The 24,893-nt window shown below is 74.4% G+C and carries 23 protein-coding genes; 17 read left to right on the top strand and 6 right to left on the bottom strand.

All coding sequences use genetic code 11. The features are described 5' to 3' along the window. Nucleotides 1-67: 67 nt before the first annotated feature. The 4 genes from ACFVXN_RS07385 to ACFVXN_RS07370 are packed head-to-tail and all read right to left on the bottom strand — an operon-like array spanning nucleotide 68 to nucleotide 4,237. The gene (locus tag ACFVXN_RS07385) at nucleotides 68-898 is read right to left on the bottom strand and encodes an ABC transporter ATP-binding protein (RefSeq protein WP_389229602.1); all 831 of its coding nucleotides are present in this window, start codon (nucleotides 896-898) and stop codon (nucleotides 68-70) included. Beyond that, complete coding sequence (locus ACFVXN_RS07380; RefSeq protein ID WP_389229599.1) at nucleotides 895-1,887, bottom strand: ABC transporter ATP-binding protein; 993 nt, start codon at nucleotides 1,885-1,887, stop codon at nucleotides 895-897. Before ACFVXN_RS07380 ends, ACFVXN_RS07385 begins: the two co-directional genes overlap by 4 nt. Next, a complete protein-coding gene (locus tag ACFVXN_RS07375; RefSeq protein WP_389229596.1) occupies nucleotides 1,877-2,863 on the bottom strand; it encodes a branched-chain amino acid ABC transporter permease in 987 nt (328 codons plus the stop codon). Before ACFVXN_RS07375 ends, ACFVXN_RS07380 begins: the two co-directional genes overlap by 11 nt. 9 nt (nucleotides 2,864-2,872) lie before the next feature. Then, entirely contained in the window at nucleotides 2,873-4,237 is a 1,365-nt protein-coding gene (locus ACFVXN_RS07370; RefSeq protein WP_389229593.1) for a branched-chain amino acid ABC transporter permease, read from the bottom strand. A gap of 459 nt (nucleotides 4,238-4,696) precedes the next feature. Here ACFVXN_RS07370 and ACFVXN_RS07365 point away from each other — a divergent pair, with 459 nt between their 5' ends. Further along, on the top strand, nucleotides 4,697-5,398 hold the full coding sequence (locus ACFVXN_RS07365) for a GNAT family N-acetyltransferase (RefSeq protein WP_389229590.1): 702 nt from the start codon (nucleotides 4,697-4,699) through the stop codon (nucleotides 5,396-5,398). Here ACFVXN_RS07365 and ACFVXN_RS07360 read toward each other — a convergent pair. Continuing rightward, nucleotides 5,311-5,721: a PaaI family thioesterase gene (locus ACFVXN_RS07360; protein ID WP_389229587.1), complete on the bottom strand. Its 411-nt coding sequence runs from the start codon at nucleotides 5,719-5,721 to the stop codon at nucleotides 5,311-5,313. The two genes, ACFVXN_RS07365 and ACFVXN_RS07360, sit on opposite strands and share 88 nt — an antisense overlap. A 157-nt stretch (nucleotides 5,722-5,878) precedes the next feature. On the opposite strand from ACFVXN_RS07360, the gene polA reads away from it, so the two are divergent. Then, a complete protein-coding gene (polA, locus tag ACFVXN_RS07355; RefSeq protein ID WP_389230524.1) occupies nucleotides 5,879-8,518 on the top strand; it encodes a DNA polymerase I in 2,640 nt (879 codons plus the stop codon). Nucleotides 8,519-8,555: 37 nt separating this feature from the next. Here the strand turns inward: polA and ACFVXN_RS07350 are convergent, their stop codons facing one another. Further along, nucleotides 8,556-9,401, bottom strand: a complete 846-nt coding sequence (locus ACFVXN_RS07350; RefSeq protein ID WP_389229584.1) for a class I SAM-dependent methyltransferase — start codon at nucleotides 9,399-9,401, stop codon at nucleotides 8,556-8,558. A gap of 159 nt (nucleotides 9,402-9,560) precedes the next feature. On the opposite strand from ACFVXN_RS07350, the gene ACFVXN_RS07345 reads away from it, so the two are divergent. The 15 genes from ACFVXN_RS07345 (at nucleotide 9,561) to trpA (ending at nucleotide 24,873) form a co-directional block, all read left to right on the top strand. Then, the gene (locus ACFVXN_RS07345; RefSeq protein ID WP_389229581.1) at nucleotides 9,561-10,586 is read left to right on the top strand and encodes a 6-phosphofructokinase; all 1,026 of its coding nucleotides are present in this window, start codon (nucleotides 9,561-9,563) and stop codon (nucleotides 10,584-10,586) included. 167 nt (nucleotides 10,587-10,753) lie between these two features. Beyond that, a complete protein-coding gene (gene rpsA, locus ACFVXN_RS07340) occupies nucleotides 10,754-12,256 on the top strand; it encodes a 30S ribosomal protein S1 (protein ID WP_389229578.1) in 1,503 nt (500 codons plus the stop codon). A gap of 182 nt (nucleotides 12,257-12,438) precedes the next feature. Further along, complete coding sequence (locus tag ACFVXN_RS07335) at nucleotides 12,439-14,328, top strand: ABC transporter ATP-binding protein (RefSeq protein WP_389230521.1); 1,890 nt, start codon at nucleotides 12,439-12,441, stop codon at nucleotides 14,326-14,328. Next, complete coding sequence (locus tag ACFVXN_RS07330; protein WP_389229575.1) at nucleotides 14,325-16,145, top strand: ABC transporter ATP-binding protein; 1,821 nt, start codon at nucleotides 14,325-14,327, stop codon at nucleotides 16,143-16,145. The genes ACFVXN_RS07335 and ACFVXN_RS07330 overlap by 4 nt, the downstream gene beginning before the upstream one ends. 31 nt (nucleotides 16,146-16,176) lie before the next feature. Next, a complete protein-coding gene (gene hisI / locus ACFVXN_RS07325) occupies nucleotides 16,177-16,614 on the top strand; it encodes a phosphoribosyl-AMP cyclohydrolase (protein WP_389229572.1) in 438 nt (145 codons plus the stop codon). Next, a complete protein-coding gene (locus tag ACFVXN_RS07320) occupies nucleotides 16,611-18,197 on the top strand; it encodes an anthranilate synthase component I (RefSeq protein WP_389229569.1) in 1,587 nt (528 codons plus the stop codon). Before hisI ends, ACFVXN_RS07320 begins: the two co-directional genes overlap by 4 nt. After that, the gene (locus ACFVXN_RS07315) at nucleotides 18,194-18,844 is read left to right on the top strand and encodes a Trp biosynthesis-associated membrane protein (RefSeq protein ID WP_389229566.1); all 651 of its coding nucleotides are present in this window, start codon (nucleotides 18,194-18,196) and stop codon (nucleotides 18,842-18,844) included. The genes ACFVXN_RS07320 and ACFVXN_RS07315 overlap by 4 nt, the downstream gene beginning before the upstream one ends. 46 nt (nucleotides 18,845-18,890) lie before the next feature. Next, nucleotides 18,891-19,199: an HGxxPAAW family protein gene (locus ACFVXN_RS07310; RefSeq protein ID WP_389229563.1), complete on the top strand. Its 309-nt coding sequence runs from the start codon at nucleotides 18,891-18,893 to the stop codon at nucleotides 19,197-19,199. 119 nt (nucleotides 19,200-19,318) lie between these two features. After that, on the top strand, nucleotides 19,319-19,810 hold the full coding sequence (locus ACFVXN_RS07305) for a DUF4190 domain-containing protein (RefSeq protein ID WP_389229560.1): 492 nt from the start codon (nucleotides 19,319-19,321) through the stop codon (nucleotides 19,808-19,810). Nucleotides 19,811-19,813: 3 nt separating this feature from the next. Then, nucleotides 19,814-20,251, top strand: coding sequence for a DUF2752 domain-containing protein (locus tag ACFVXN_RS07300; protein ID WP_389229557.1), 438 nt, complete (start codon nucleotides 19,814-19,816; stop codon nucleotides 20,249-20,251). Between the two features lie 129 nt (nucleotides 20,252-20,380). Continuing rightward, nucleotides 20,381-20,899 (top strand): hypothetical protein, encoded by a 519-nt coding sequence (locus ACFVXN_RS07295; protein WP_389229554.1) that lies wholly within the window; start codon nucleotides 20,381-20,383, stop codon nucleotides 20,897-20,899. Nucleotides 20,900-20,994: 95 nt separating this feature from the next. Continuing rightward, nucleotides 20,995-21,648 (top strand): DUF4190 domain-containing protein, encoded by a 654-nt coding sequence (locus tag ACFVXN_RS07290; protein ID WP_389229551.1) that lies wholly within the window; start codon nucleotides 20,995-20,997, stop codon nucleotides 21,646-21,648. A gap of 190 nt (nucleotides 21,649-21,838) precedes the next feature. Next, entirely contained in the window at nucleotides 21,839-22,654 is an 816-nt protein-coding gene (gene trpC / locus ACFVXN_RS07285; protein ID WP_389229548.1) for an indole-3-glycerol phosphate synthase TrpC, read from the top strand. A gap of 114 nt (nucleotides 22,655-22,768) precedes the next feature. Then, a complete protein-coding gene (trpB, locus tag ACFVXN_RS07280) occupies nucleotides 22,769-24,043 on the top strand; it encodes a tryptophan synthase subunit beta (RefSeq protein WP_389230518.1) in 1,275 nt (424 codons plus the stop codon). Next, nucleotides 24,040-24,873, top strand: a complete 834-nt coding sequence (trpA, locus tag ACFVXN_RS07275; protein WP_389229545.1) for a tryptophan synthase subunit alpha — start codon at nucleotides 24,040-24,042, stop codon at nucleotides 24,871-24,873. The genes trpB and trpA overlap by 4 nt, the downstream gene beginning before the upstream one ends. The last annotated feature ends 20 nt before the right edge of the window (nucleotides 24,874-24,893 follow it).

Here is a 24,893-nt window from a genome sequence, read left to right as displayed (position 1 = left end):
CAGCGAGCGCGCCCTCGCCAGGAGGTGCGGTCGCCACGCCTGGGCGCGGTCGCGGTGCGTGCCGGACTCAGGCCGGCGGTGCCGCCGGGTCGGCGTGCTTGCCGTGCGCCGCCTCGACGTCGGTGGCGAGCGTGCCGAGGTAGAGCTCGATCACCTTGGGGTCGTTCATCAGCTCGCGTCCCGGGCCGGAGTACGCGTTGGACCCCTGGTCGAGCACGTACGCCCGGTCGCAGATCTGCAGGCAGCGGCGGGCGTTCTGCTCGACGATGACGATCGAGACCCCGGCCTTGTTGATCTTCCGGGTGCGGATGAACGTCTCGTCCTGCCGGACGGGGGACAGGCCCGCGGACGGCTCGTCGAGCAGCAGCACCGACGGGTCCATCATCAGCGCCCGGGCCATCGCGACCATCTGCCGCTCGCCGCCGGACAGCGACCCGGCGCGCTGCTTGCGCCGCTCACCGAGCACCGGGAACAGGTCGACGATGAAGTCGAACCGCTCGGTGAACCGCTTCGGGGCCTGGAACAGGCCCATCTCGAGGTTCTCCTGGATGGACAGCGACGGGAACACGTTGTTCGTCTGCGGGACGAACCCCACGCCGCGCCGCACGAGCGAGTCGGCGCGGTGGTTCGTGATCTCCTCGCCCTTCAGCACCACGGACCCGGAGCGGATCGTCACCAGCCCGAACAGGGCCTTGAGCAGCGTGGACTTCCCGGCGCCGTTCGGGCCGATGATCCCGACGAGCTCGCCCGGGTGCACGACCAGGTTGCAGTCGTTGAGGATGTTGACGCCCGGCACGTACCCGGCGACCAGGTCGGTCGCGGCGAGCAGCGGCTCGCCCGCGGGTGCGCCCCGGTGGACGGTCGAGGGGTCGGACCCCTGCACGGCGGTGCTGCTCATCGGGTGCCCTCCTTCTTCTCGGCGGCGGCGGCGAGGTTCGCGGCCTCCTCGGCCTCGAGCTGCTGGATGCCGTCCTCGAGCAGCGCGTCGTCGCCCAGGTCGGTGTCGTGGTGCGCCCCGAGGTAGGCGTCGATGACGGCCTGGTCGGCCATCACGTCCTCGGGCGGGCCCTCGGCGACGATCTTCCCCTCGGCCATGACCACGACCCAGTCGGAGATGTGCCGGACCATGTGCATGTCGTGCTCGACGAACAGCACCGTGGTGCCGTCCTCGCGCAGCGCCTGGATGTGGCCGAGCAGCGACTGGGTGAGCGCCGGGTTCACGCCGGCCATCGGCTCGTCGAGCATGACCATCGTGGGCTTGCTCATCAGCGCCCGGGCCATCTCGAGGAGCTTGCGCTGCCCGCCGGACAGGCTGCCGGCGTACTCGTCGCGCTTGGTGTCGAGCTTGAACCGGGCCAGCAGCTCCTCGGCCTGCGCGGTGATCTCCTTCTCCCGCGCCCGCCACAGCGGCGGGACGAGGGCCGTGAGGAGGTTCTCGCCGGACTGCTGGGAGGCGCCGAGCAGCATGTTCTCGATCACCGTCATGCGCGAGAGCGCCTTGGTGAGCTGGAACGTGCGGACCATGCCGGACCGCGCGACCTTCGCCGCGGACACCCCGGACAGCGACCGGCCCTCGAACGACCAGGTCCCGGTGCTGGGCCGGTCGAACCCGGTGAGCAGGTTGAACAGGGTGGTCTTGCCGGCGCCGTTCGGGCCGATCAGCGCGGTGATCGCGCCGCGCTGCACCTCGAGGTGGTCGACGTCGACGGCGGTCATGCCGCCGAAGTGCCGGGTGACCTGGTCGGCGACGACGATCGCGTCGGGCTTCGGCACGCCCGGCGTGCGGGCGACGTGCGCGAGGTCGGCGACGACGCGGTCCCGGCCGCTGGCGGTCGTGGCGTGCGGGACGTGCGGGGGCACGTGGCCCCGGGGGGTCTCAGCGGACATCGATCGCCAGCTCCTTCTTGTCGCCGAGGATGCCTTGAGGTCGGAAGATCACCAGCAGCATCAGCGTGACGCCGACGATGATCCAGCCGAACTGCTCGATCTGCTCGGTGCGCATGACCGACGAGGGGACGCCCACGCGCATCACCGACTTGATCAGCATGAGCGAGACCCAGAAGATGATCGACCCCAGGACGGGTCCGAACACCGTGGCGGCGCCGCCGAGCAGCAGGATCGTCCAGACGAAGAACGTCATGGGGCGGCCCATCGAGTCGGGCTGCACCGCCCGGGGGAGCACGTAGATGATGCCGGCCATCGCGCCGATCACCCCGCCGAGGACGAGCGACTGCATCTTGTACGAGTACACGTTCTTGCCGAGCGAGCGGACGGCGTCCTCGTCCTCCCGGATGCCCTTGAGCACGCGCCCCCAGGGGCTGCGGATCAGGAGCCAGACCAGCAGGCACGCGAGGGCGACCAGCGCCCAGCCGACGATGCGGATCCACCAGGAGTTGGACGCGTTCATCGAGTACTCGAACGGGCCGAGGGCCAGGTTGCCGTCCGCGAACGGCGACGCGCCCTGGAACGTGTCCTTGTAGGAGTTGCCGCGCAGACCGGACGACGCACCGGTCAGGTCGGTCAGGGCGGTCGACCGGCCGATGAGGCGGACGATCTCGGCGGCGGCGATCGTGACGATCGCCAGGTAGTCGCCGCGCAGCTTCAGGGTCGGGATGCCGAGCAGCAGGCCGAACACGGCGGCGCAGGCGAGCGCGACGAGCACGGCCGCCCACAGCGGCCAGCCGGCGATCGTCGAGATCGCGAAGCCGTACGCGCCGAGCAGCATGAAGCCGGCCTGACCCATGTTGAGCAGTCCGGTGAGACCGAAGTGCACGTTGAGGCCGATGGCGGCCAGGGCGTACGCGGCGGTCGTCGGGGCGAAGATCTCGCCCGCCACGTTGACGAGGATGCGGGACCAGTCCATGTCAGCTCCTTAGCCGATCCGCTCGGCGCGACCGAGGATGCCCTGGGGCCGCAGCAGCAGGACGAGGATGAGGATGAGCAGGGCGCCGGCGTAGCGCATGTCGCTCGGGATGACGAGGTTCGACATCTCGACGACCAGGCCGATGACGATCGAGCCGGCCAGGGCGCCGAACGCCTGGCCGAGCCCGCCGAGGGTCACCGCGGCGAACATCAGCAGGAGCAGCGCGCCGCCCATGTTCCACGAGGTGGCGTTGAGGTAGAGGCCCATCAGCACGCCGCCGAGCGCGGCCAGCGCCGCGCCCAGGACCCACACGAGCCGCACGATCCGGTCGACGGAGATGCCGGACGCCGCGGCGAGCGCCGGGTTGTCCGACACGGCGCGGGTGGCGCGGCCGACGCGGGTGCCGAGCAGGAAGTACGCGACGGCGGCGAGCACCGCGACCGCGATCAGCAGCGACCACAGCGAGGTGGTGCTGATCCGGACCGGGCCGAGCGTGACCATCGTCGGGTTGGTCGTGACGATCCGCAGCGCACCGCCGCCGAAGAAGAACTGGTACGTGTACTGCAGCGCCATCGACAGGCCGATCGTGACGATCATCTGCTGGGTCGTGCCCACGCGGCGCTTGCGCAGCGGGTGCCAGATGCCGGCGTCCTGCAGCCAGCCGGACGCGGCGCCGACGACGACGGCGAGCACACCCGCGACGATCAGCGGCAGGTCGAGCGACTGCGCGGCGACGTACGCGACGATCGCGCCGAGCGTGACCTGCTCGCCGTGCGCGAAGTTCGACAGGCCGGTGGTGCCGTAGATGAGCGACAGGCCGACGGCGGCGAGCGCGAGCAGCACGCCGAACACGAGGCCGCTGCTGGCCTGCTGCGCGAGCCGTCCCCAGGAGAACGACCCCGTGTCGGAGCTGCCGACCGGCGCGCCCACCTCGGCGTCGCCCGCGGGTGCGGTGCCCGCGTCGTCGGGGTCGGTGGTCGCCGAGCCCCCGGACCCGCCCGAGCCGCCGGCGGGCTCGCCGAGCGGGAACAGGGCGCCGGCCGACGACCCGAGGGCCACGGACACGGTGCGCGGGTTCCCCGCGGGGTCGCGGAGCGTCTCCCCGGCGGGCAGCGTGGTGGTGTCCAGCGTGACCGTGTACTCACCGGCCTCGGTGACCGGGGCCGTCCAACGGCCCTCGGCGTCGGTGGTCGCCTGCGTGGCGCCACCGGGGCCGTCGACGTCGAGGACGACACCGACGGCGGGTTGCTGGTCGGCGGTGCGGATCGTCCCGTTGATGCAGCCGGTGGCGGCGTCGGCGACGCACCCGGCGGCTGCGGCCGCCCGGGCGGTGCCCGGGACGGCGAGGGTCAGCAGGAGCGAGAGGAGGAGCACGCCGAGCGCGAGAGGCGCTGCGGCGGTGGAACGGTCCCTGGTAGCGGCTCGGCGCACCTGGTCCTCCGTCCGGTCGTGGTCGGCAGTTGACGGCAGCACGGCTCGCGGCGGTTCTGCCACCGGCGAGTGGGCGAGACAGTAGGGGCGGCGTGTTTCCGGCTCATGACGAGCGTGTTCGAGGCATTCGCGTCGTTGCGGGCGGCCTGTCCTGCGCCATGGGGGAGGGTCGCACGGGTCGGCGCCCCGCGCCCCCCGGACGGAGCAACGTTCACCCGGAGGGGTGACGCCCGCCACGCCACGGGCCCCTGACCTCGGCCGCCGTGGCCCGGATCGCCGCCGCCACTAGGCAGGAGCACCGCCCGTAGGTCATGATCGGGCGATGCCGCGGGGGGCGCAGCAGGCAGGTGACGACGCCGGCGTCGTCGCTCTCGTCCGAGATCGTCTGGAGGTCGTCGAACCGTGCGCTCGCCCGTCGCCGTCCGTCCCGCCCGTCCGGAGGACCTCGACGTCCTCGTCTCGCTCAGCCTCGCCGCCCGCGCGGAGTCGCTGGTGGGGTCGCAGCTCTGCACGGACGACGCCGACCGTCTCCGGCACCAGATCGGCGCGCTCGTGGCGGAGCCCGGCGCCCTCGGGCTCGTGGGCCTGCTCGACGACGAGCTGTGCGGCCTGGTCCTCGCGCGGATCGTCGGCCCCAGCCTGTTCACGGACGAGGTGACCGTCTCCATCGAGGCCGTCTACGTCGCGGACGGCGCCCGCCGCCGCGGGGTCGGCCACGCCCTCCTCGGCGGTGTGGTCGAGGAGGCGAAGCGGGTGGGTGCCTCCGACGTGCTGGCCGTCCCGCTGCCGGGGGCCCGGGGGATGCTGCGGTTCCTCGCGCGCCTGGGCTTCGCGCCGGCCGCGGCGCACCGCGTGGTGAGCACGGAGGCGCTGCAGCGCAAGCTCGTCGCGGACGCCCCGGGCCAGGGGTCCGGCGGCCGCCGTCCGGCGCGCGCCGGGCTCGACGACCTGATCGCCCGCCGCCGGCGCGCCCGCGCGGGGCGCACCGCGGCGGCGGCGTCCACCGTCGAGGCGGCTCAGCCCTCGCGGGCCTCGATCAGCATGCAGGTCAATCGCGCCGAGCAGATCCGGCGACCGCGCGGGTCCTCGACCACCACGTCGTAGGTCGCGACCCGGCCGCCGAGGTGCACGGCCGTCGCGGTCCCGGTGACCAGGCCCGCGGTCGCGGAGCGGTGGTGCGTGCAGCTCAGCTCGATGCCGACCGCCTGGCGGCCCGGCCCGGCGTGCAGGTTCGCGGCGTAGGAGCCGAGCGTCTCGGCGAGTACCGCGGAGGCGCCGCCGTGCAGCAGCCCGTACGGCTGCACGTTGCCCTCGACGGGCATGGTGCCCACGGCGCGGTCGGCGGACACCTCCTGGAGCGTGATGCCCATGCGTGCCATCAGCGTGCCGGGGGCGGGGGTCAGCGCGAGCGCGTCGGTGTCGGTCATGCCCGATAGGTTGGCACCCGTGACTGACGTGACGCGACACCTGCCTGCCGACGCACCCGCCGAGGGGGCTCTCGCCGCACCGGCCGCAGCGCCGGAGACCGCACAGCAGCCCGCGCCGGTCGCGGGCGGGCGGCTCCTCCTGGTCGACGGCCACTCGATGGCCTACCGGGCGTTCTTCGCCCTCCCGGTCGACAAGTTCGCCACCTCGACGGGTCAGCCCACCAACGCGGTGTTCGGCTTCGTGTCGATGCTCGCGAACCTGCTGCGGGACGAGACGCCCACGCACGTCGCCGTCGCGTTCGACGCCGGCCGCACCACGTTCCGCACCGAGCAGTACACGGAGTACAAGGCGAACCGCGAGGCCTCGCCCGAGCCGTTCCGCGGGCAGGTCGACGTGATCAAGCGGGTGCTGGCGACCATGCACCTGCCGGTGCTCGACAAGCCGCACTACGAGGCCGACGACATCCTCGCGACGCTGGCGCGCCAGGGCGCGGCGGCGGGGATGGACGTCCTGGTCTGCTCCGGCGACCGCGACTCCCTGCAGCTGGTGAACGAGCGCGTCACCGTGCTCTACCCGGTCAAGGGCGTCTCCGAGCTCGCGCGGATGACCCCCGAGGCGGTCCAGGCCAAGTACGGCGTGCCGCCGGCCCGCTACCCCGACATCGCGGCCCTGGTCGGGGAGAGCTCCGACAACCTGCCCGGCGTGCCCGGCGTCGGCCCGAAGACGGCCGCCAAGTGGGTCAACGCCTACGACGGCCTCGAGGGCGTCGTCGCCGCGGTCGACCAGATCCCGGGCAAGGCGGGGGAGTCGCTGCGCGCGCACCTCGACCAGGTGCTGCTGAACCGGCAGCTCAACCGGCTGCTGGACGACCTCGAGCTGCCGCTCGGCCCGGCGGACCTGGCCGCGCGCCCGTGGGACCGCGAGGCGCTGCACACCATCCTCGACGAGCTGGAGTTCCGCACCCTGCGCGACCGGCTGTTCGCGATGCTGCCCGACGAGGACGGCGGCGCGGGCGACGTGGCCGAGGCGGCCGAGGGCCCCGTGGTCGTGACGCCGGTCGACGGCGGCCTGGCGGACTGGCTGGGCCGGCACGCGGGCGTCCGCACCGGCGTCGACGTCCAGGGCTCCGCCGCACCGGGTACCGGTGACGCCTGGGGGATCGCGCTGGTCGCCGCGGGCGAGGCCGTCGCGTACGACCTCGCGCAGATCCACCCGGCCGACGAGGCCGCGCTCGCGGCCTGGCTCGCCGACCCCGCCCAGCCGAAGGTGCTGCACGCCGCGAAGGAGGCCTGGCACGCCCTCACCGGACGCGGCCTGGAGCTCGCCGGCGTGGAGTTCGACACCGAGCTCGGGGCGTACCTGCTCCAGCCCGACCGGCGCGGCTACGACCTGGCCGACCTGGCGATCGGGTACCTGCGGCGCGAGCTCGGCGCCGTCGAGGACACCAGCGGGCAGGGCGCGCTCGACCTCGACCTCGAGGGCTCCGGCGAGGGCACCCGCGCCGCCGTGCGCGCCGCGGCCGTCGTCGACCTGGTGGACGTGCTCGAGGGGCAGCTCGTCGAGCGCGGCGCCGACCACCTGCTGCGCGACGTCGAGCTGCCGCTCGAGGGCGTCCTGGAGCGGGTCGAGCACACCGGCATCGCCGCCGACGTCGAGTACCTCGCGGCGCTCGAGAAGGAGTACGACACCGCGGTGCAGCAGGCGGCCGCGCAGGCGTACGAGGTGATCGGGCGGGAGGTGAACCTCGGCTCGCCGAAGCAGCTCCAGGAGGTGCTGTTCGACCAGCTCGAGATGCCGAAGACCAAGAAGATCAAGACCGGGTACACGACCGACGCCAACGCGCTGGCGGACCTGTTCGCCCGCACCGGGCACCCGTTCCTCGAGCACCTGCTCGCCCACCGCGACGCGATCCGGCTCCGGCAGACCGTCGAGGGCCTGCTGCGCTCGGTCGGGGCCGACGGCCGGATCCACACGACGTTCCAGCAGACCATCGCCGCGACGGGCCGGCTGTCGTCCACCGACCCGAACCTGCAGAACATCCCGATCCGCACCGAGGCCGGGCGGCAGATCCGCCGGGCGTTCGTGGTCGGCCCGGGCTTCGAGACGCTGCTCACGGCCGACTACTCGCAGATCGAGATGCGGATCATGGCCCACCTGTCGGGCGACGCCGGTCTGATCGAGGCGTTCACGGCCGGGGAGGACCTGCACTCGTACGTCGGGTCGCGCGTGTTCGGCGTCGCGACCGACGAGGTCACCAGCGCGCAGCGGTCCAAGATCAAGGCGATGAGCTACGGCCTGGCGTACGGGCTGTCCTCGTACGGCCTGTCGCAGCAGCTGAAGATCGCCGTGGGCGAGGCCGACACCCTGATGCGCGACTACTTCTCGCGGTTCGGCGGCGTGCGGGACTACCTGACGGGCGTGGCCGACGAGGCTCGCGCGACCGGGTACACCGCCACGATCCTCGGTCGTCGGCGCTACCTGCCGGACCTCACCAGCGACAACCGGATCCGCCGGGAGGCGGCCGAGCGGATGGCCCTGAACGCCCCGATCCAGGGCAGCGCGGCGGACATCATCAAGCTCGCCATGCTCGGCGTGCAGCGCGAGCTCGACGCCCAGGGGCTGGACTCGCGGCTGCTGCTCCAGGTGCACGACGAGCTCGTGCTCGAGGTCGCCCCGGGCGAGCGGGACGCGGTCGAGGCGCTGGTGCGGGACCAGATGGGCAGCGCGTACGAGCTGTCGGTGCCGCTGGACGTCTCGGTCGGTGTCGGCGAGAGCTGGCACGCCGCCGGCCACTGACCCGCCCCGGCGCTCCGCCGACCCCGCGGGCCCCGGGCTACGCGGGCCGGTGGGCGACGAAGATCGCCGTCCCCGGGATGTGCCGTCCTCGCAGGGGGCTCCAACCGCCCCAGGTGCGGTCGTGGTCGTCGGGCCAGGCGGGCTCGACGACCGCGTCGAGGACGAGCCCGGCCCCGACGACGTCCGCGACGTGGTCGCCCAGGGTGCGGTGGTACTCCGCGTACAGCACCTGACCGTGCTCGTCGGTCTCGACGTACGGGCGCCGGTCGAAGTAGGACCGGTCGGCGGTCAGCCCGCGCTCGCCGGGGTCGTCGGGGAACGCCCAGCGCACCGGGTGGGTGACGGAGCAGACCCACCGGCCGCCGGGCCGCAGCACCCGTGCGGCCTCGGCGTGGACCCGCCGGGCGTCGGGCACGAACGGGATCGCCCCGTACGCCGTGAACGCGAGGTCGAACGACGCGTCGGGGAACGGCAGCGCCCGCGCGTCGGCCTGGACGAGCGGGACGGGAGCGCGGCGGCCGGCGACGGGTCCGCCGTCGGGCGCCCGCCGGTCCACGGCCGCGGCGGCGTCGAGCATGCCGGCCGACACGTCGGTCGCGACGGCCAGCGCACCCTGCGCGGCGAGCCAGCGCGAGCACTGCGCGGCGCCCGACCCGACCTCCAGCACCCGGCGGCCCGCGACGTCGCCGAGCAGGTGCGCGTCCGACTCGCGCAGCCCCTCCGGGCACCAGAGGAAGTCGTCGTCCCCGAGGAACGCGCCGTGCTCGTCCAGGTACTCGGCGGCGTTGGCGTCCCACCAGCGCCGCCCGGCGCCGTCGGTGGCGGCGGCGGGGACGTCGAGGTAGCCGGCCGCGGCCAGGCGCGCGCTGTCGTCGGAGGTCACGGTCACGACGGTATCCGGCGACCGCCGCAGGTCCCGCCTGACCGCCGGGACGAATCGCCCGGGACCTCGGGCTCACCGACCCGGCGCCACGCACGGATAGCCTGGTCGCACGCCACGCGGTGCCGCGGGCGGACCCCCTGATGCGAAGGAGACCCCAGCGTGCGAGTCGGACTGCTGACCGGTGGAGGCGACGTCCCCGGTCTGAACGCGGCGATCCGGGCCGTGGTCAAGCGCGGTGAGGGGGAGTACGGGCACTCGATCATCGGGTTCCGCAACGGCTGGCGGGGCGTGGTGGACGGCGACATCGTCCCGCTGAGCCGCAGCCACATCCGCAACGTGCTGCCGGTCGGCGGCACGCTGCTCGGCACCGCCCGCTTCCACCCGCACGCGGCCGACGGCGGCCTGGACGCGGTGCTGGCGACCCTGGAGGCGGAGCGCATCGAGGCGCTGATCTGCATCGGCGGCGACGGCACGCTGCACGCTGCGTCGAAGGTCGCCGAGGCGGGCGTCAAGATCGTCGCGATCCCGAAGACGATCGACAACGACGTGTGGGGCACGGACCGCTCGATCGGCTTCGACACCGCGGTGGAGATCGCGACCGAGGCCCTGGACCGCGTGCACACCACCGCCGAGTCGCACAACCGCGTCATGATCGTCGAGGTCATGGGGCGGCACGCCGGCTGGATCGCGGTCACCGCGGGCATCGCCGGCGGCGCCGAGGTCGTCCTGGCCCCCGAGGAGCCGTTCGACATCGACAAGGTCATCAAGTTCCTCAAGCACCGCCACCGCGCGCACGCGAACTTCTCGATCGTCGTGGTCGCCGAGGGCGCGGTCCCGGCCGAGGGCACGTCGATGTCCTACGAGGCCCCGGTCGGGCAGTTCGGCGAGATCGTCGCCGGTGCGATCGGCGAGCGGGTCAAGGCGGAGATCGAGAAGCGCACCGGGTTCGACACCCGCGTGACCGTGCTGGGCCACGTCCAGCGCGGCGGCAGCCCGGTGCCGGCCGACCGGATCCTCGGCAGCCGGTTCGGCGTGGCGGCGATCGACGCGATCAGCCGCGGCGAGACCGACGTCATGACCGCGCTGCGCGGCGAGGAGGTCGTCCTGGTGCCGCTGCCGGAGATCGCCGGCAAGGTCAAGAAGGTCCCGGCGGACCTCCTGGGCGTCGCCCGCGCCCTCGCGTGACCCCGCGCGCCGTCTGAACCGCCGCGGCACCGCCTGATGCCTTTGACCGGCTGTCGTCACGGCCGGTAAGGTATTCGGCGGTGCCGTCATGCCCGTGCGCGCACGGGCCGACCCGCACCACCATCCTGTCCTTACGACGTTCTGTCCGCATCGGAGCCCATCCCTACATGAGCATCTCCACCCCCGCCAAGCCCGGCACCCCGCAGGTCGCGATCAACGACATCGGCTCGGCCGAGGACTTCCTCGCCGCCGTCGACGCCACGATCAAGTACTTCAACGACGGCGACATCGTCGAGGGCACCATCGTCAAGGTCGACCGCGACGAGGTCCTGCTCGACATCGGCTACAAGACCGAGGGCGTCATCCCGTCCCGCGAGCTGTCCATCAAGCACGACGTGGACCCGGGCGAGGTCGTCAAGGTCGGTGACGAGGTCGAGGCCCTCGTCCTCCAGAAGGAGGACAAGGAAGGCCGGCTGATCCTGTCGAAGAAGCGCGCCCAGTACGAGCGCGCCTGGGGCACGATCGAGAAGATCAAGGAGGAGGACGGCGTCGTCACCGGCACCGTCATCGAGGTGGTCAAGGGTGGCCTCATCCTCGACATCGGCCTCCGCGGGTTCCTCCCGGCCTCCCTCGTGGAGATGCGTCGTGTCCGCGACCTCCAGCCGTACGTCGGCAAGGAGATCGAGGCGAAGATCATCGAGCTCGACAAGAACCGCAACAACGTGGTCCTGTCGCGCCGTGCCTGGCTCGAGCAGACGCAGTCCGAGGTCCGCTCGACCTTCCTGCAGACGCTGCAGAAGGGCCAGGTCCGCCCCGGTGTCGTGTCCTCGATCGTCAACTTCGGTGCGTTCGTCGACCTGGGCGGCGTGGACGGCCTCGTGCACGTCTCCGAGCTGTCCTGGAAGCACATCGACCACCCGTCCGAGGTCGTCGAGGTCGGCCAGGAGGTCACCGTCGAGGTCCTCGACGTCGACTTCGACCGCGAGCGCGTCTCCCTGTCGCTGAAGGCGACGCAGGAGGACCCGTGGCAGGCCTTCGCCCGGACGCACGCCATCGGCCAGGTCGTCCCCGGCAAGGTCACCAAGCTCGTCCCGTTCGGTGCGTTCGTGCGCGTCGAGGACGGCATCGAGGGTCTGGTGCACATCTCGGAGCTGGCCGTGCGCCACGTCGAGATCCCGGAGCAGGTCGTCCAGGTCGGCGACGACGTCTTCGTCAAGGTCATCGACATCGACCTCGAGCGTCGCCGCATCTCGCTGTCGCTGAAGCAGGCGAACGAGGGCTTCGACCCGACCTCCGAGGACTTCGACCCCGCGCTGTACGGCATGGCGGCCGAGTACGACGAGGAGGGGAACTACAAGTACCCCGAGGGCTTCGACCCGGCCACCAACGAGTGGCTCGAGGGCTTCGAGGCGCAGCGTGAGGTCTGGGAGGGCCAGTACGCCAAGGCGCACGAGCGCTGGGAGGCGCACCGCAAGCAGGTCCTGGACGCGGTCCAGGCCGACGCGGAGGCCGCGAACGGCGAGGGCGCCTCGTCGTCCAGCTCGTCGTCGTCCTCCTCGGCTGCGTCGTCCAGCTCCTCGTACTCCTCGGCCCCGGCCCAGGAGGCGACCGGCACGCTCGCGTCGGACGAGGCCCTGGCCGCGCTCCGCGAGAAGCTCACCGGCAACTGAGCCGACCGGGCCGGGCGCACGCCCGGTCCGCGGTCCGACGGGCCGGTCACCTGCGGGTGGCCGGCCCGTCGGCGTTCCCGCCCGGCTCGTGTCGGAGGTGCGTGAGAGGATCGACGGCGTCCCCACCCCTCCTCACGAGAGGCAGCGCCGTGCCCGCGCGCTCCACCACGCCCCGTCCGGCGATGCTCACCGGATCGGTGCCGCGACGGTCGGTGCAGCTGATCGTCCGGGGCATCGCGTCCCAGCCGCGGACGTACGTGCTGGCCATCAGCACCTCCGCGGTGTTCGGCGCCCTCACCGTCGCGGTCAGCCGCGTCCTGGGCTGGGCGACCGACTCGGTCGTCGTCCCCGCGATCGGCGGGGACCCCGACGCACGCGGCCGGATCTGGGTCGCGGGGGCCGTGCTGGCGCTCGTGGCGCTGTCGCTCGCCGCGTCCGTCGCGGGCCGGCGCATCTTCGCCGGCATGGGCGTCGCGGACCAGCAGGCGATGCACCGCCGCACGGTCACCCGGCAGTACCTGCGGCTGCCGATGACCTGGCACCGCCGGCACCCCACGGGTCAGCTGCTGTCGAACGCGTCCTCCGACGTCGAGGCGGCGACCGGGGTGTTCAACCCCCTGCCGTTCGCGCTCGGCGTCGTCGTCATGATCGGGGTGGCGGCCGTCGCGCTGCTGGCCACGGACGTGTGGCTGGCGCTCGCCGCGCTCGTGGTGCTGCCCGTCGCCGTGGTCGCGAACCTGGTGTTCCAGCGCCGGATGTCCCCGGCGGCGACGCGGGCGCAGCAACTGCGCGCGGAGGTCGCCGACATCGCCCACGAGAGCTTCGAGGCGGCGCTGCTGGTCAAGTCGCTCGGCACCGAGGCGCGCGAGGAGCGGCGGTTCGCCGAGCGCACCGCGCAGCTCCGGGACGCGAACGTGCGGGTCGGCGTCGTGCGCGCGTACTTCGACCCGGTGATCGACATGCTGCCGAGCATCGGCACGCTGCTGGTGCTGCTCGTGGGCGTGCTGCGCGTCCGGGCGGGTGCCGTCGGCACCGGCGACATCGTGGCCGCCGCGTACCTGCTCACGCTGATGGCCGTGCCCGTGCGGGCGTTCGGCTGGGTGCTCGGGGAGCTCCCGCGCGGGCTGGTCGGCCACGAGCGGGTCGCCCGGGTCGTCGACGCCGAGGGCGAGCTGGTCCCGGGCCGTACGCCGCTGGCCCGCCGACCGGGTGGTGCCGCGCTGCGGCTGTCCGGCGTGGGCGTCCGGGTCCCCGGTCCGGAGGGCCCCGTCGACCTGCTGCGCGACGTCGACCTGGACGTGGCCCCGGGCCGCGTGGTGGCGGTGGTGGGCCCCACCGGTGCGGGCAAGACCACGCTGGTCTCGCTCGTGCCGCGCCTGACCGACCCGACCAGCGGCACCGTCGCGGTCGACGGCACCGACGTCCGCGCGCTGGACCCGGACGACCTGACCGACCAGGTGGTGCTCGTCGGGCAGCAGACCTTCGTCTTCGAGGACACCGTGCGCGGCAACGTCACCCTCGCCGACGCGGACGACCCCGCCGCGCCCGACGACGACGCGGTCTGGGCGGCCCTGCGCCTGGCCCGGGTCGACGGCGTGGTCCGGGACCTGCCCGGCGGGCTCGACTCGCCGCTGGGCGAGCGCGGCTCCAACCTGTCGGGCGGGCAGCGGCAGCGGCTCGCGATCGCCCGCGCGCTGGTCCGCCGGCCGCGGCTGCTCGTCCTGGACGACGCCACGTCCGCCGTGGACCCGCGTGTCGAGCAGGGCATCCTCACCGGGCTCCGCGAGCACGCGGGCGTCGGCGGGACCGGGCCGACTGTGCTGCTGGTCGCGTACCGCATGTCGTCGGTGCTGCTCGCGGACGAGGTCGTGCACGTCGAGGGCGGCCGCGTCGTCGACCACGGCACGCACGCCGAGCTGCTGACCCGCGACCCGGGCTACCGCGCGCTCGCGACGGCGTACGAGCAGGAGTCCGAGCGGCGCGCGGCGGTGCGTGCCGACGCCGCGGCCGAGGAGCAGGCGGCGGCGGACCTCGCCGACGCCGACGAGCTGGATGCCGAGGGAGCCCGATGAGCGCGCAGGACCGGACCGGCCTCGGCGGGGGCGGGGAGCCGCTGGGCGTCCTGGCGACCCTGCGCCGCGGCGTGCAGGTGTCGCCGCAGCTCGTGCAGGGCCTGTGGGTCACGCTGCTGCTCGCCGTGCTGGCGGCCGCGGGCAAGGTCGTGGTGCCGATCGCGGTGCAGCAGGTCATGGACACCGGCGTGCTCGCCGGCGGCGGCCCCGACGTGCAGCGGGTCGTGACGCTGGTGGTCGCGGCGGCCCTGGCCCTGGTCGCGGGCGGCCTGTGCTCGGCGCTGGTGAACGTCCGGCTGTTCCGGGCGAGCGAGGCGGGGCTCGCCCAGCTGCGCGTCCGGGCGTTCCGGCACGTGCACGACCTGTCGGTGCTGACGCAGAACACCGAGCGCCGCGGGTCCCTCGTCTCGCGGGTCACGTCCGACGTCGACACCATCTCCCTGTTCGTCCAGTGGGGCGGCATCATGCTGCTCGTCTCGACGCTCCAGGTGCTGGTCGCGACGGTGCTGATGGCCGTCTACTCCTGGCAGCTGACCCTGCTCGTCTGGTTGTGCTTCGGGCCGCTGGTCCTCGCGCTGCGCCCGCTGCAGCGCCGGGTCAACGTCGCCTACACCCGGGTGCGGGAGCGGGTCGGCGCGATGCTCGGCGCGGTGTCCGAGGCCGTGGTCGGCGCCGAGACCATCCGGGCGTACGGCGTGCAGCGCCGCGTGCAGCGCACGATCGACGACCGGGTCGGCGCGACCCGCGACGCGATGGTGCACGCCCAGAACACCGTCGCCCTGGTGTTCTCGTCGGGGGTCCTGGTCGCGAACCTGGTGCTCGCCGTCGTCGTCGTGGCGGGCAGCGCGCTCGGCGTCGCCGGGGACCTGTCGGTCGGGAAGCTGCTCGCGTTCCTGTTCCTCGTCCAGCTGTTCACCGGCCCGGTCCAGCAGGCGACCGAGGTGCTGAACGAGCTGCAGAACGCCGTCGCCGGCTGGCGCCGCGTGCTCGGCATCATCGACACCCCGGTCCAGGTCGCCGACCCGGGGGAGCGCGGCGTCCCGTCGCAGCGCGGGCCCGCGGCCGTCGAGCTGCGCGGCGTCGGGTTCGCGTACCCGGGCGGCCCGCCCGTGCTGCACGAGGTCGACCTGCGGCTGCCCGCCGGCCGCTCGGTCGCCGTGGTCGGGGCGACCGGGTCCGGCAAGACGACGATCGCCAAGCTCGTCACCCGCCTGATGGACCCCACCCGCGGCGCCGTGCTGCTCGACGGGACGGACCTGCGCACGGTCCGCACCGAGGACCTGCGGCGGCGCGTGGTCATGGTGCCGCAGGAGGGCTTCCTGTTCGACGCGACGCTCGCGGAGAACCTCGTCTACGGGCTGCGCACCGCCGACGGGGTCACCCCCTCGGTCTCGGAGGCGGAGCCGCAGCTGCGGGCGGCGGTCGACGCCCTGGGCCTGTCCGACTGGCTCGCGGAGCTGCCGTCCGGCCTCGCCACCCCCGTCGGCCAGCGCGGCGAGGCGCTGTCCGCAGGGGAGCGGCAGCTGGTCGCGCTGACCCGCGCCTACCTCGCGGACGCCGACCTGCTGGTCCTCGACGAGGCGACGTCCGCCGTCGACCCGGCCACGGAGGTGCGGATCGCGCGGGCGCTGGACTCGCTCACCGACGGCCGCAGCACCATCACCATCGCGCACCGGCTCTCCACCGCCGAGGCCGCGGACCTGGTCGTGGTGGTCGACGCCGGGCACGTCGTCGAGCTCGGCCCGCACGACGAGCTGGTCGGCGCCGGCGGCGTCTACGCGTCGATGCACGACGCGTGGGTGTCCCAGACCCGGTGACCCGAGCACGGGTCGTGGGAGGATCGGGCACGTGAGCGAGCAGCAGAGCCCCGGCCCCAGCGGCACCACCAGCGGCCTCGACCCGGCGGTCGCGGCGCGACTGAGCCGCGACCCCGCGGGTCTGGTCGCGGCGATCGTGCAGCAGCACGACACCGGCGAGGTCCTCATGCTCGGCTGGATGGACGACGAGGCCCTGCACCGCACCCTCACGGGCGGCCGGGTGACGTTCTGGAGCCGGTCCCGCCAGGAGTACTGGCGCAAGGGCGACACCTCCGGGCACGCGCAGTACGTGAAGTCCGTCGAGCTCGACTGCGACGGCGACGCGCTGCTCGTCCGCGTGGACCAGGTCGGCGCGGCCTGCCACACCGGCGCGCGCACCTGCTTCGAGACCGGCGGCTCGCTGCGCGCCGTCGTCGGCGAGCGTCCCGCCGACGCGCCCGTCGCGGGCAGCACCGGGCCGACCGCGTGACCGCCGCATCGCCCGTGGACGCCACGGCGCCGGCGGACGCCACGCCGGTCGACGTGCCCTGGGGCACGACCTGGCCCGCCCTGCCGGAGTTCCGCGCGCTCGCCGCCGACCGTCGGGTGATCCCCGTGGTGCGCCGCCTGCTGGCCGACGACACGACGCCGGTCGGCCTCTACCGCACCCTCGCCGCGGGCCGGCCGGGCACGTTCGTCCTGGAGTCCGCGGAGCAGGACGGCCGGTGGTCGCGGTGGTCGTTCGTCGGGGTGCGCTCGCGCGCGACGCTGACGGTGCGGGACGGCCACGCGGTCTGGACCGGCGACGTGCCCGCGGGCGTGCCGACCGAGGGTGACCCGCTGGCGGTGCTGGGGGAGACCCTCGAGGTGCTGCGCACGCCCGCCGTGCCGGGTCTGCCGCCCCTGACCGGGGGACTGGTCGGCGCCCTCGGCTGGGACGTGGTCCGGCACTGGGAGCCGACCCTGCCCGCCGCAGCGCCCGAGGAGCTGGGCGTCCCCGAGATGACGCTGTGCCTGGCGAGCGACCTCGCGGTGACCGACCACCACGACGGCTCCGTGTGGCTGGTCGCGAACGCGATCAACTTCGACGGCTCCGACGAGCGCGTCGACGAGGCGCACGCCGACGCGGTCGCGCGGCTCGACGCGATGCAGGACGCCCTCCTGCGGCCGGCCGCCCCCGCCGCGGCGCGCCTGGTCGACGCCCCGGTGCCCGAGCTCGAGTTCCGGTCGACCGCCGCCGAGTACGAGCAGGCCGTCGCCACCGGCAAGGAGGCGATCCGGGACGGCGAGGTGTTCCAGGTCGTCCTGTCGCAGCGGCTCGACCTCGACTGCCCGGCCGACCCGCTGGACGTCTACCGGGTGCTGCGGACCATCAACCCCAGCCCGTACATGTACTACCTGCAGCTCCAGGACGCCGACGGGCACGACTTCGCCGTCGTGGGGTCGAGCCCCGAGACGCTGGTCAAGGTCACGGCGGGGCACGTCACGACGTTCCCGATCGCCGGCTCCCGGCCGCGCGGCGCCACCCCGGAGCGGGACCGTGAGCTGCACGACGAGCTGATCGCCGACCCCAAGGAGCGGGCCGAGCACCTCATGCTGGTGGACCTGGCCCGCAACGACCTGGTCAAGGTGTGCGAGCCCGCGACGGTCGAGGTCGTCGAGTTCATGGCGGTCCGGCGGTTCAGCCACATCATGCACATCTGCTCGACCGTCGTCGGACGGCTCCGCGCCGGGGCGACCGCGCTGGCGGCCCTCACCGCGACGTTCCCGGCGGGCACCCTCTCCGGTGCGCCGAAGCCGCGCGCGATCGCCCTGATCGACGAGATCGAGCCGGCGCGGCGCGGGATCTACGGCGGCACGGTCGGGTACTTCGACCTCGCCGGGGACATGGACATGGCGATCGCGATCCGCACGGCGCTGATCCGCGACGGGCGCGCGAGCGTCCAGGCGGGTGCGGGCATCGTCGCGGACTCGGTGCCCGCGACCGAGTACCAGGAGTCCCGGGACAAGGCGGCCGCGGCGGTGCGGGCCGTGCAGATCGCCGCGCGGCTGCGACCGGCGGGGTCCGCGTGACCGCGCCGTCCGACGTCCGTCGCGGCGCGGGGCGCGGCCGCTGGGTGCTGGCGCTGCTGCTGCTGTCGGGGGTCGTCGCGCTGACCGCGCTGCCGGTGTGGGTGTCCGCGACGGGGTCGAACGCCCTGGGCGAGGAGTTCGCCGTCACCGTCCGCGGGACCGCCGCCGCCCCGGGGGTGGTCGCGGCGGCGCTGGTGCTGCTCGCCGCCGCTGCCGCGCTCGGGCTCGTCGGGCGGGTCGGTCGGTGGGTCGTCGGCGCGGTCGTGGCCGCCGCCGGGGTCCTGGTCACGGCGTCCGCCCTCGCCGCCCGGTCCGCCGCGACGGTCACGGCCGAGCGCGCGGCCGCGGACGTGACCGGGGTGCCGCGGGTCGCCGACCCCGTCACGGTCGCGGTGTGGCCGCTGGTCACGGCGGCGCTGGGCGTCCTGGTGGTCCTCCAGGCGGTGGCGCTGGTCCGCGCGTCCCGGGCGTGGGCGGCACCCTCCGACCGGCACGAGCGCGTGGACCGGACCACCGGCCCGACGTCGGGCCGACCGGTCGGCGGGACCTCCGCCGCGGGTGCCGGGACCGCGGGAGCAGCCGACGACCTGCCCGTCGACGAGCGCGGCGCGTGGGACGCGCTGACCCGCGGGGACGACCCGACCTGAGTCGTCGGCTAGGGTGACGACACCCCGTCATGAAAGGTGTTCCACGATGGTCGAGCAGTCGCTCCGTCCCCAGGGCGCTCAGCAGTCCCCACGCTCGGAGACGCTGCGCCTGCCTCCGCAGGCGCCGCCGACGAACCACGGCCACACCAGCGCCGCCTGGGCGACCACGATCATCGTGCTCATCGGCTCCACGGCCGCCGCGCTCGGCCTGGTCTTCGGGGTCATGGCGGTGTTCTGGGCCGGCCTCGCGGTCGCCCTGCTCGGCGTCGTCGTCGGCAAGGTCATGCAGGTGCTCGGCTACGGCCAGGGCGGCGCGCACACGATCGCCAAGGCGAAGGCGCGCGGCGGTCACTGACCGGCGCCCCGGCGGACGTCGGGTGGACGTCGGGCCCCGGCTCCGGTAGACCTAGGGCCCGCAGCCTCCCGACCAGGGTGGACGCCGCAACCGACGCACACGAACCACGAGGAGCCGCCATGTCGACCCCGAACCAGCCGCAGGACCCCTACTCCAGCCCCGAGGGCTCGGGCGACCAGTCCGGCTCGGGCGACCAGAGCGGTATCCCGCAGTACGGCCAGTACACCGGCGGCCAGCCGGCCGGCGGCTACGGCCAGCCCGCGGGCGGCGACTACGGCCAGGCCCCGGCCTACGGTCAGGCCCCGGCCTACGGCCAGCCGTACGGCGGCGGCTACGGCTCGCCCGCGAAGAACAACCTCGGCGTCTGGTCGCTGGTGCTCGGCCTCGTCGGGTTCTTCGTCTGCTCGATCTTCACCAGCATCCCCGGCATCATCGTCGGCTCGAAGGCCAAGCAGGCCGTCGCCCGCGGCGAGGCCAACAACGGCTCGCTGGCCAACGCCGGCTACATCGTGTCCTGGGTCGTGACCGGCCTCCAGGTCCTCGCCATCATCCTCGTCATCATCCTGGCGGCGACCGGCGCGCTGGCCACGTCGTTCGACACCACGTACTGACAGGTGCGCACGGCCGCTCCACCCGACGCCCCGTCGACCCGCGCCCGGCTCCGTGCCGCGCGCGGGCCGCTGGTGGTCGCGGGCGGGGCGGCCGTCGTCGCGCTCGGGCTCGTGCTGCGCGACCCGCACGGACAGGGCAGCTGGGGCGTCTGCCCGCTGTACGCGCTGACCGGCGCGTACTGCGCGGGCTGCGGGGGCCTGCGGGCCACGCACGACCTGCTGGTCGGTGACCTCGCCGGCGCCTGGTCGATGAACCCGCTGTGGGTGCTGGTCGTCCCGGTCCTCGCGGCGCTCTGGGCGCGGTGGCTGGTCCGGGCGCTCCGGACCGGGCGACCGGCTCGGGCGCCGTCGGCGCGGGTCGCGATCGTCGCGACGGCGGTCGTCCTCCTCTACAGCGTCGCCCGGAACGTCCCGGCCTGGGCGGGCCTGCTCGCGCCCTGAGGCCGCGGCGGCGCGCCCGGGAGCCCGCGCGGACGGGTGAACGCCGGGCGTTCGCCCACGACGCCACCACGGGACTCCCTACGCTGCCGTCGGCGCGCGCCGCGCCGGCCGCAGCCGCAAGGGGGAGCCGTGACCACGCCCGACCAGCCGGACCACCCGCACCCGACCGCGTCGGCGGCGTCGTCCTGGGAGCCCGCGCCGCTGCCGGCCGGGCCCGCGGGGCCGGTGACGTCGGCGCTGCCGCCGTACACCGGGCCGGCGGCGAGCGCGTGGTCCGGGTACCCCGCCCCGTCACCCGTCGCCTCGCCGGTCGCCCACCCCACCGGACCGCAGCCGTGGTCGCCGGGCCACCCTGCGCAGGGGTACGGGACCTGGCCCGTGCACACCGGGGTCAAGAACAGCCTCGGCGTGTGGTCGCTGGTGCTCGGCGTGGTCGCGCTGGTGCTGTGCGGGTACGGACTGCTGTTCGGGGCCGGGGCGATCGTCACGGGGGTGCAGTCCCGGCGGGCCGCGCAGCGCGGTGAGGCGACCAACGGCGGGCTCGGCACCGCGGGCCTCACGCTGGGGATCGTGGGGTGCGTCGTCAGCGTGGTGCTGGGGGTGCTCGCGGTGATCGGGTACCTCGTCGACCCGCAGCAGCCCGTCTGAGTGGTCCTGGACGTAGGTGGCCCGGCCGCTCCGGTCGCGTCCCTAGGATGCGATCGGCGCACCGTGCGTCGACGCGTCCCGCAGGAGGCCACCGCATGAGCACGCCCGACCAGCCCTCGGACGCGTCCCACCCCGCGCAGGATCCGACCCCGACGTCGCCGTACGGCCAGCAGCAGCCCGGGTACGGCCGGCCGACGCCCTCCGAGCAGCCGTCGCCGTACGGCCAGCCCGCGCCCTACGGCCAGCAGCAGCCCGGGTACGGGCAGCCGTCGCCGTACGGCCAGCCCGCGCCGTACGACCAGTACGGCCAGGACGGCCAGCCGTCGGGCTACCCGCAGCCGTCGCCGTACGGCCCGCCGTCCGCCTACCCGCAGCAGCCCGGCGGCTACGCCGGCGCGCCCTACGCCGCCGGCCCCCCGGCGCCGGGCTACCCGGCCTGGGGCGCGCAGCCGTACGCCCCCGTCCTCGGCTACCCGAAGAACGGGCTCGCCGTGTGGTCGCTCGTCCTGGGCCTCGTCGGGCTGTTCGTGTGCGGGCTCGCCACGGGGATCCCGGCGATCATCCTCGGAGTGCTGGCCCGCAGGGCGGCGGCCCGGGGCGAGGCCGACAACCGCGGGCTCGCGGTCGCGGGCATCGTGCTGGGGGCCGTCGCGACCGCGGTGACCACGCTGGGCCTGCTCGCCGCGTTCGGCTCCGCCTTCGTGCCCGCGTTCGTCGACGGCTACACGGGCACCTCCTACGGCTACTGACCGACGCGGGGCCGGCCGTCCCACCGGGTGACCTGGTGGTCGGCCGGGCCCGCGGGTCCCCGTACGATGGCGGAGGCGGTCGCGGGTCCGACCTCATCCGGAGCAGGGTGGGTCGGCCGTCGCCGAGGAGCCTGCCGGCTCCCGCGCCACCAGGCGTGCCGCTGCCGAGCTCGGGGGAGATGAGGCGCCGATGGGCACAGTGCTGGACGGAATCGTCGCGGGAGTGCGCGAGGACCTCGCCGTGCGCGAGGCCGCGACCCCGCTCGCGGTCGTCAAGGAGCGTGCGGCCCGCGTGCCCGGCGCCCAGGACTGCATCCGCCGGCTCCGCGTCGAGGACGCGGTGACGGTCATCGCCGAGGTCAAGCGGTCCAGCCCCAGCAAGGGCGCGCTGGCCACGATCACGGACCCCGCCGCGCTCGCCGCGGAGTACGAGAAGGGCGGCGCGACCGTCATCTCGGTGCTCACCGAGGAGCGCCGGTTCAAGGGCAGCCTCGCCGACCTGGACAGCGTGCGCGCGGCCGTGGACATCCCGGTGCTGCGCAAGGACTTCGTCGTCACGCCGTACCAGGTGTGGGAGGCGCGGGCGCACGGCGCGGACCTGGTCCTGCTCATCGTCGCGGCCCTGGAGCAGACGGTGCTGACCTCCCTGGTGGAGCGGGTGCACTCCCTGGGCATGACGGCCCTGGTCGAGGTGCACGACTCCGAGGAGGTCATGCGGGCGGTCGACGCGGGCGCCCGCGTGATCGGCGTGAACGCCCGCGACCTCAAGACCCTCGAGGTGGACCGCGGCACGTTCGCGCGCGTCGCCCCCTCGATCCCGGCGGACGTCGTGAAGATCGCCGAGTCCGGCGTGCGCGGCCCGCACGACGTCATGGACTACGCCCGCGCGGGCGCCGACGCGGTGCTGGTGGGCGAGGCCCTCGTCACCGACGACGCGCCGCGCCAGTCGGTGGCGGACCTGGTGGCGGCGGGCTCGCACCCGTCGCTGCGCGCGGTCCGGCAGTGACGGCCGGGAGCACCCACCCGGCGGGACCGGTCGCGCGCGACGCGCGCTGACCGAGCAGCGAGCAGCGAGGAGCAGCAGGTGACGACCGGTCGACAGGGTCCGCAGGTGCCGTCCGTGACGGCGCCCCCCGGGGGGCCGCTCGCGGCGCACGCCGGGCCGTACTTCGGCGACTTCGGCGGGCGGTTCGTGCCGGAGGCGCTGATCGCCGCGCTGGACCAGCTCGACACGGAGTTCCACAAGGCCCTCGCGGACCCCGCGTTCGGCGCGGAGCTCGCCCGGCTGCACCGCACGTACACCGGCCGCCCCAGCCCGCTGACCGAGGTGCCGCGGTTCGCGGCGCACGTCGGTGAGGGCGTCCGGGTGTTCCTCAAGCGCGAGGACCTCAACCACACCGGCTCGCACAAGATCAACAACGTGCTCGGCCAGGCCCTGCTGGTGAAGCGGATGGGCAAGACGCGCGTCATCGCGGAGACCGGCGCCGGCCAGCACGGCGTGGCGACGGCGACGGCCGCGGCCCTGCTCGACCTCGAGTGCGTCGTGTACATGGGCGAGGAGGACACGCAGCGCCAGGCGCTCAACGTCGCGCGCATGCGGCTCCTCGGCGCGACGGTCGTCCCGGTGTCCATCGGCTCGCGCACCCTCAAGGACGCGATCAACGAGGCGCTGCGCGACTGGGTCGCGAACGTCGACACCACGCACTACCTGCTCGGCACGGTGACGGGCCCCCACCCGTTCCCCGAGATGGTCCGCGACTTCCACAAGCTCATCGGCGAGGAGGCCAAGGCCCAGCTCGCCGAGGAGATCGGCCGCCTGCCGGACGCGGTCGCGGCGTGCGTCGGCGGCGGGTCGAACGCGATGGGGATCTTCAACGCGTTCCTCGACGACCCGGGCGTCCGGCTGTTCGGCTTCGAGGCCGGTGGCGAGGGCGTCGACTCCGGGCGGCACGCCTCCCGGTTCAGCGGCGGCACGCCCGGCGTGCTCCAGGGCACGAAGTCGTACCTGCTGCAGGACGAGGACGGCCAGACGCTGCCCAGCCACTCGGTGTCGGCGGGCCTGGACTACCCGAGCGTCGGGCCCGAGCACGCGTGGCTGCACGACATCGGCCGCGCCCAGTACCGACCGGTCACGGACGCCGAGGCGATGGACGCGTTCCAGGTGCTGTGCCGCACCGAGGGCATCATCCCGGCGATCGAGTCGGCGCACGCGCTGGCGGGTGCGATCCAGCTCGGCCGCGAGGCCGCGACCTGGGAGACGGCGGACGGCGGTGAGCCGGTGATCCTGGTGAACCTGTCGGGGCGCGGGGACAAGGACGTCGCCACGGCGGCGGCGTGGTTCGACCTGATCGAGGACAAGCCGGTCGTGCAGGCCGACGAGGGGGAGCAGCTGTGAGCGACGTGCAGGTGGGCTCGCGGACCGCGGCGACCCTGGACCGGCTCCGCGCCGGGTCGGACGGGCAGCCCGGTCGCGCGGCGCTGGTCGGCTACCTCCCGCTGGGCTTCCCCGACCTCGCCGGGTCCGTGCGCGCGGCCCGGACGATGGTCGAGGCGGGCGTGGACGTCGTCGAGCTCGGGCTGCCGTACTCCGACCCCGTGATGGACGGCCCGGTCATCCAGCACGCGGTCGACCAGGCGCTCGCCGGCGGCACCCGCGTGCGGGACGTGTTCGGCGCGGTCGAGCAGATCGCCGAGACCGGCGCCCCGGTCCTGGTCATGACGTACTGGAACCCGGTGCTGCGCTACGGCGTCGACGCGTTCGCGCGGGACCTGGCCGGCGCGGGCGGCGCGGGGCTCATCACCCCGGACCTCGTGCCCGACGAGGGCGCGGACTGGATCGCCGCCTCCGAGGCGCACGACCTGGACCGGGTGTTCCTGGTCGCGCCGTCCTCCACCCCCGAGCGGCTGGCGTCCACCGCCGCGGCGTCCCGCGGGTTCGTGTACGCGGCGTCGACGATGGGCGTCACGGGGGAGCGGACCACCGTCGGCGCGCGCGCCGAGCAGCTGGTCGCGGACACCCGCGCCGCCGGTGCCACGCACGTCTGCGTCGGCCTGGGCGTGTCCCGGCCCGAGCAGGCGCAGGACATCGGCCGGTACGCGGACGGCGTGATCGTGGGCTCGGCCTTCGTGCGCGCGCTGTCGGCGGTCGAGGGCGAGTCCGCGGGCCTGGCCGCGCTGGCGTCGGTGACCGCGGGCCTCGCCGAGGGCCTGCGCCGCTCCCGCTGACCCCCGGCTCCCACGCCGTC

The sequence above is a fragment of the Cellulomonas sp. NPDC058312 genome (assembly GCF_042880135.1).
Lineage (GTDB): Bacteria > Actinomycetota > Actinomycetes > Actinomycetales > Cellulomonadaceae > Cellulomonas.
The sequence above is the reverse complement of the archived record's forward strand: the minus strand, read 5'-3'. Positions and strand labels throughout refer to the sequence as shown.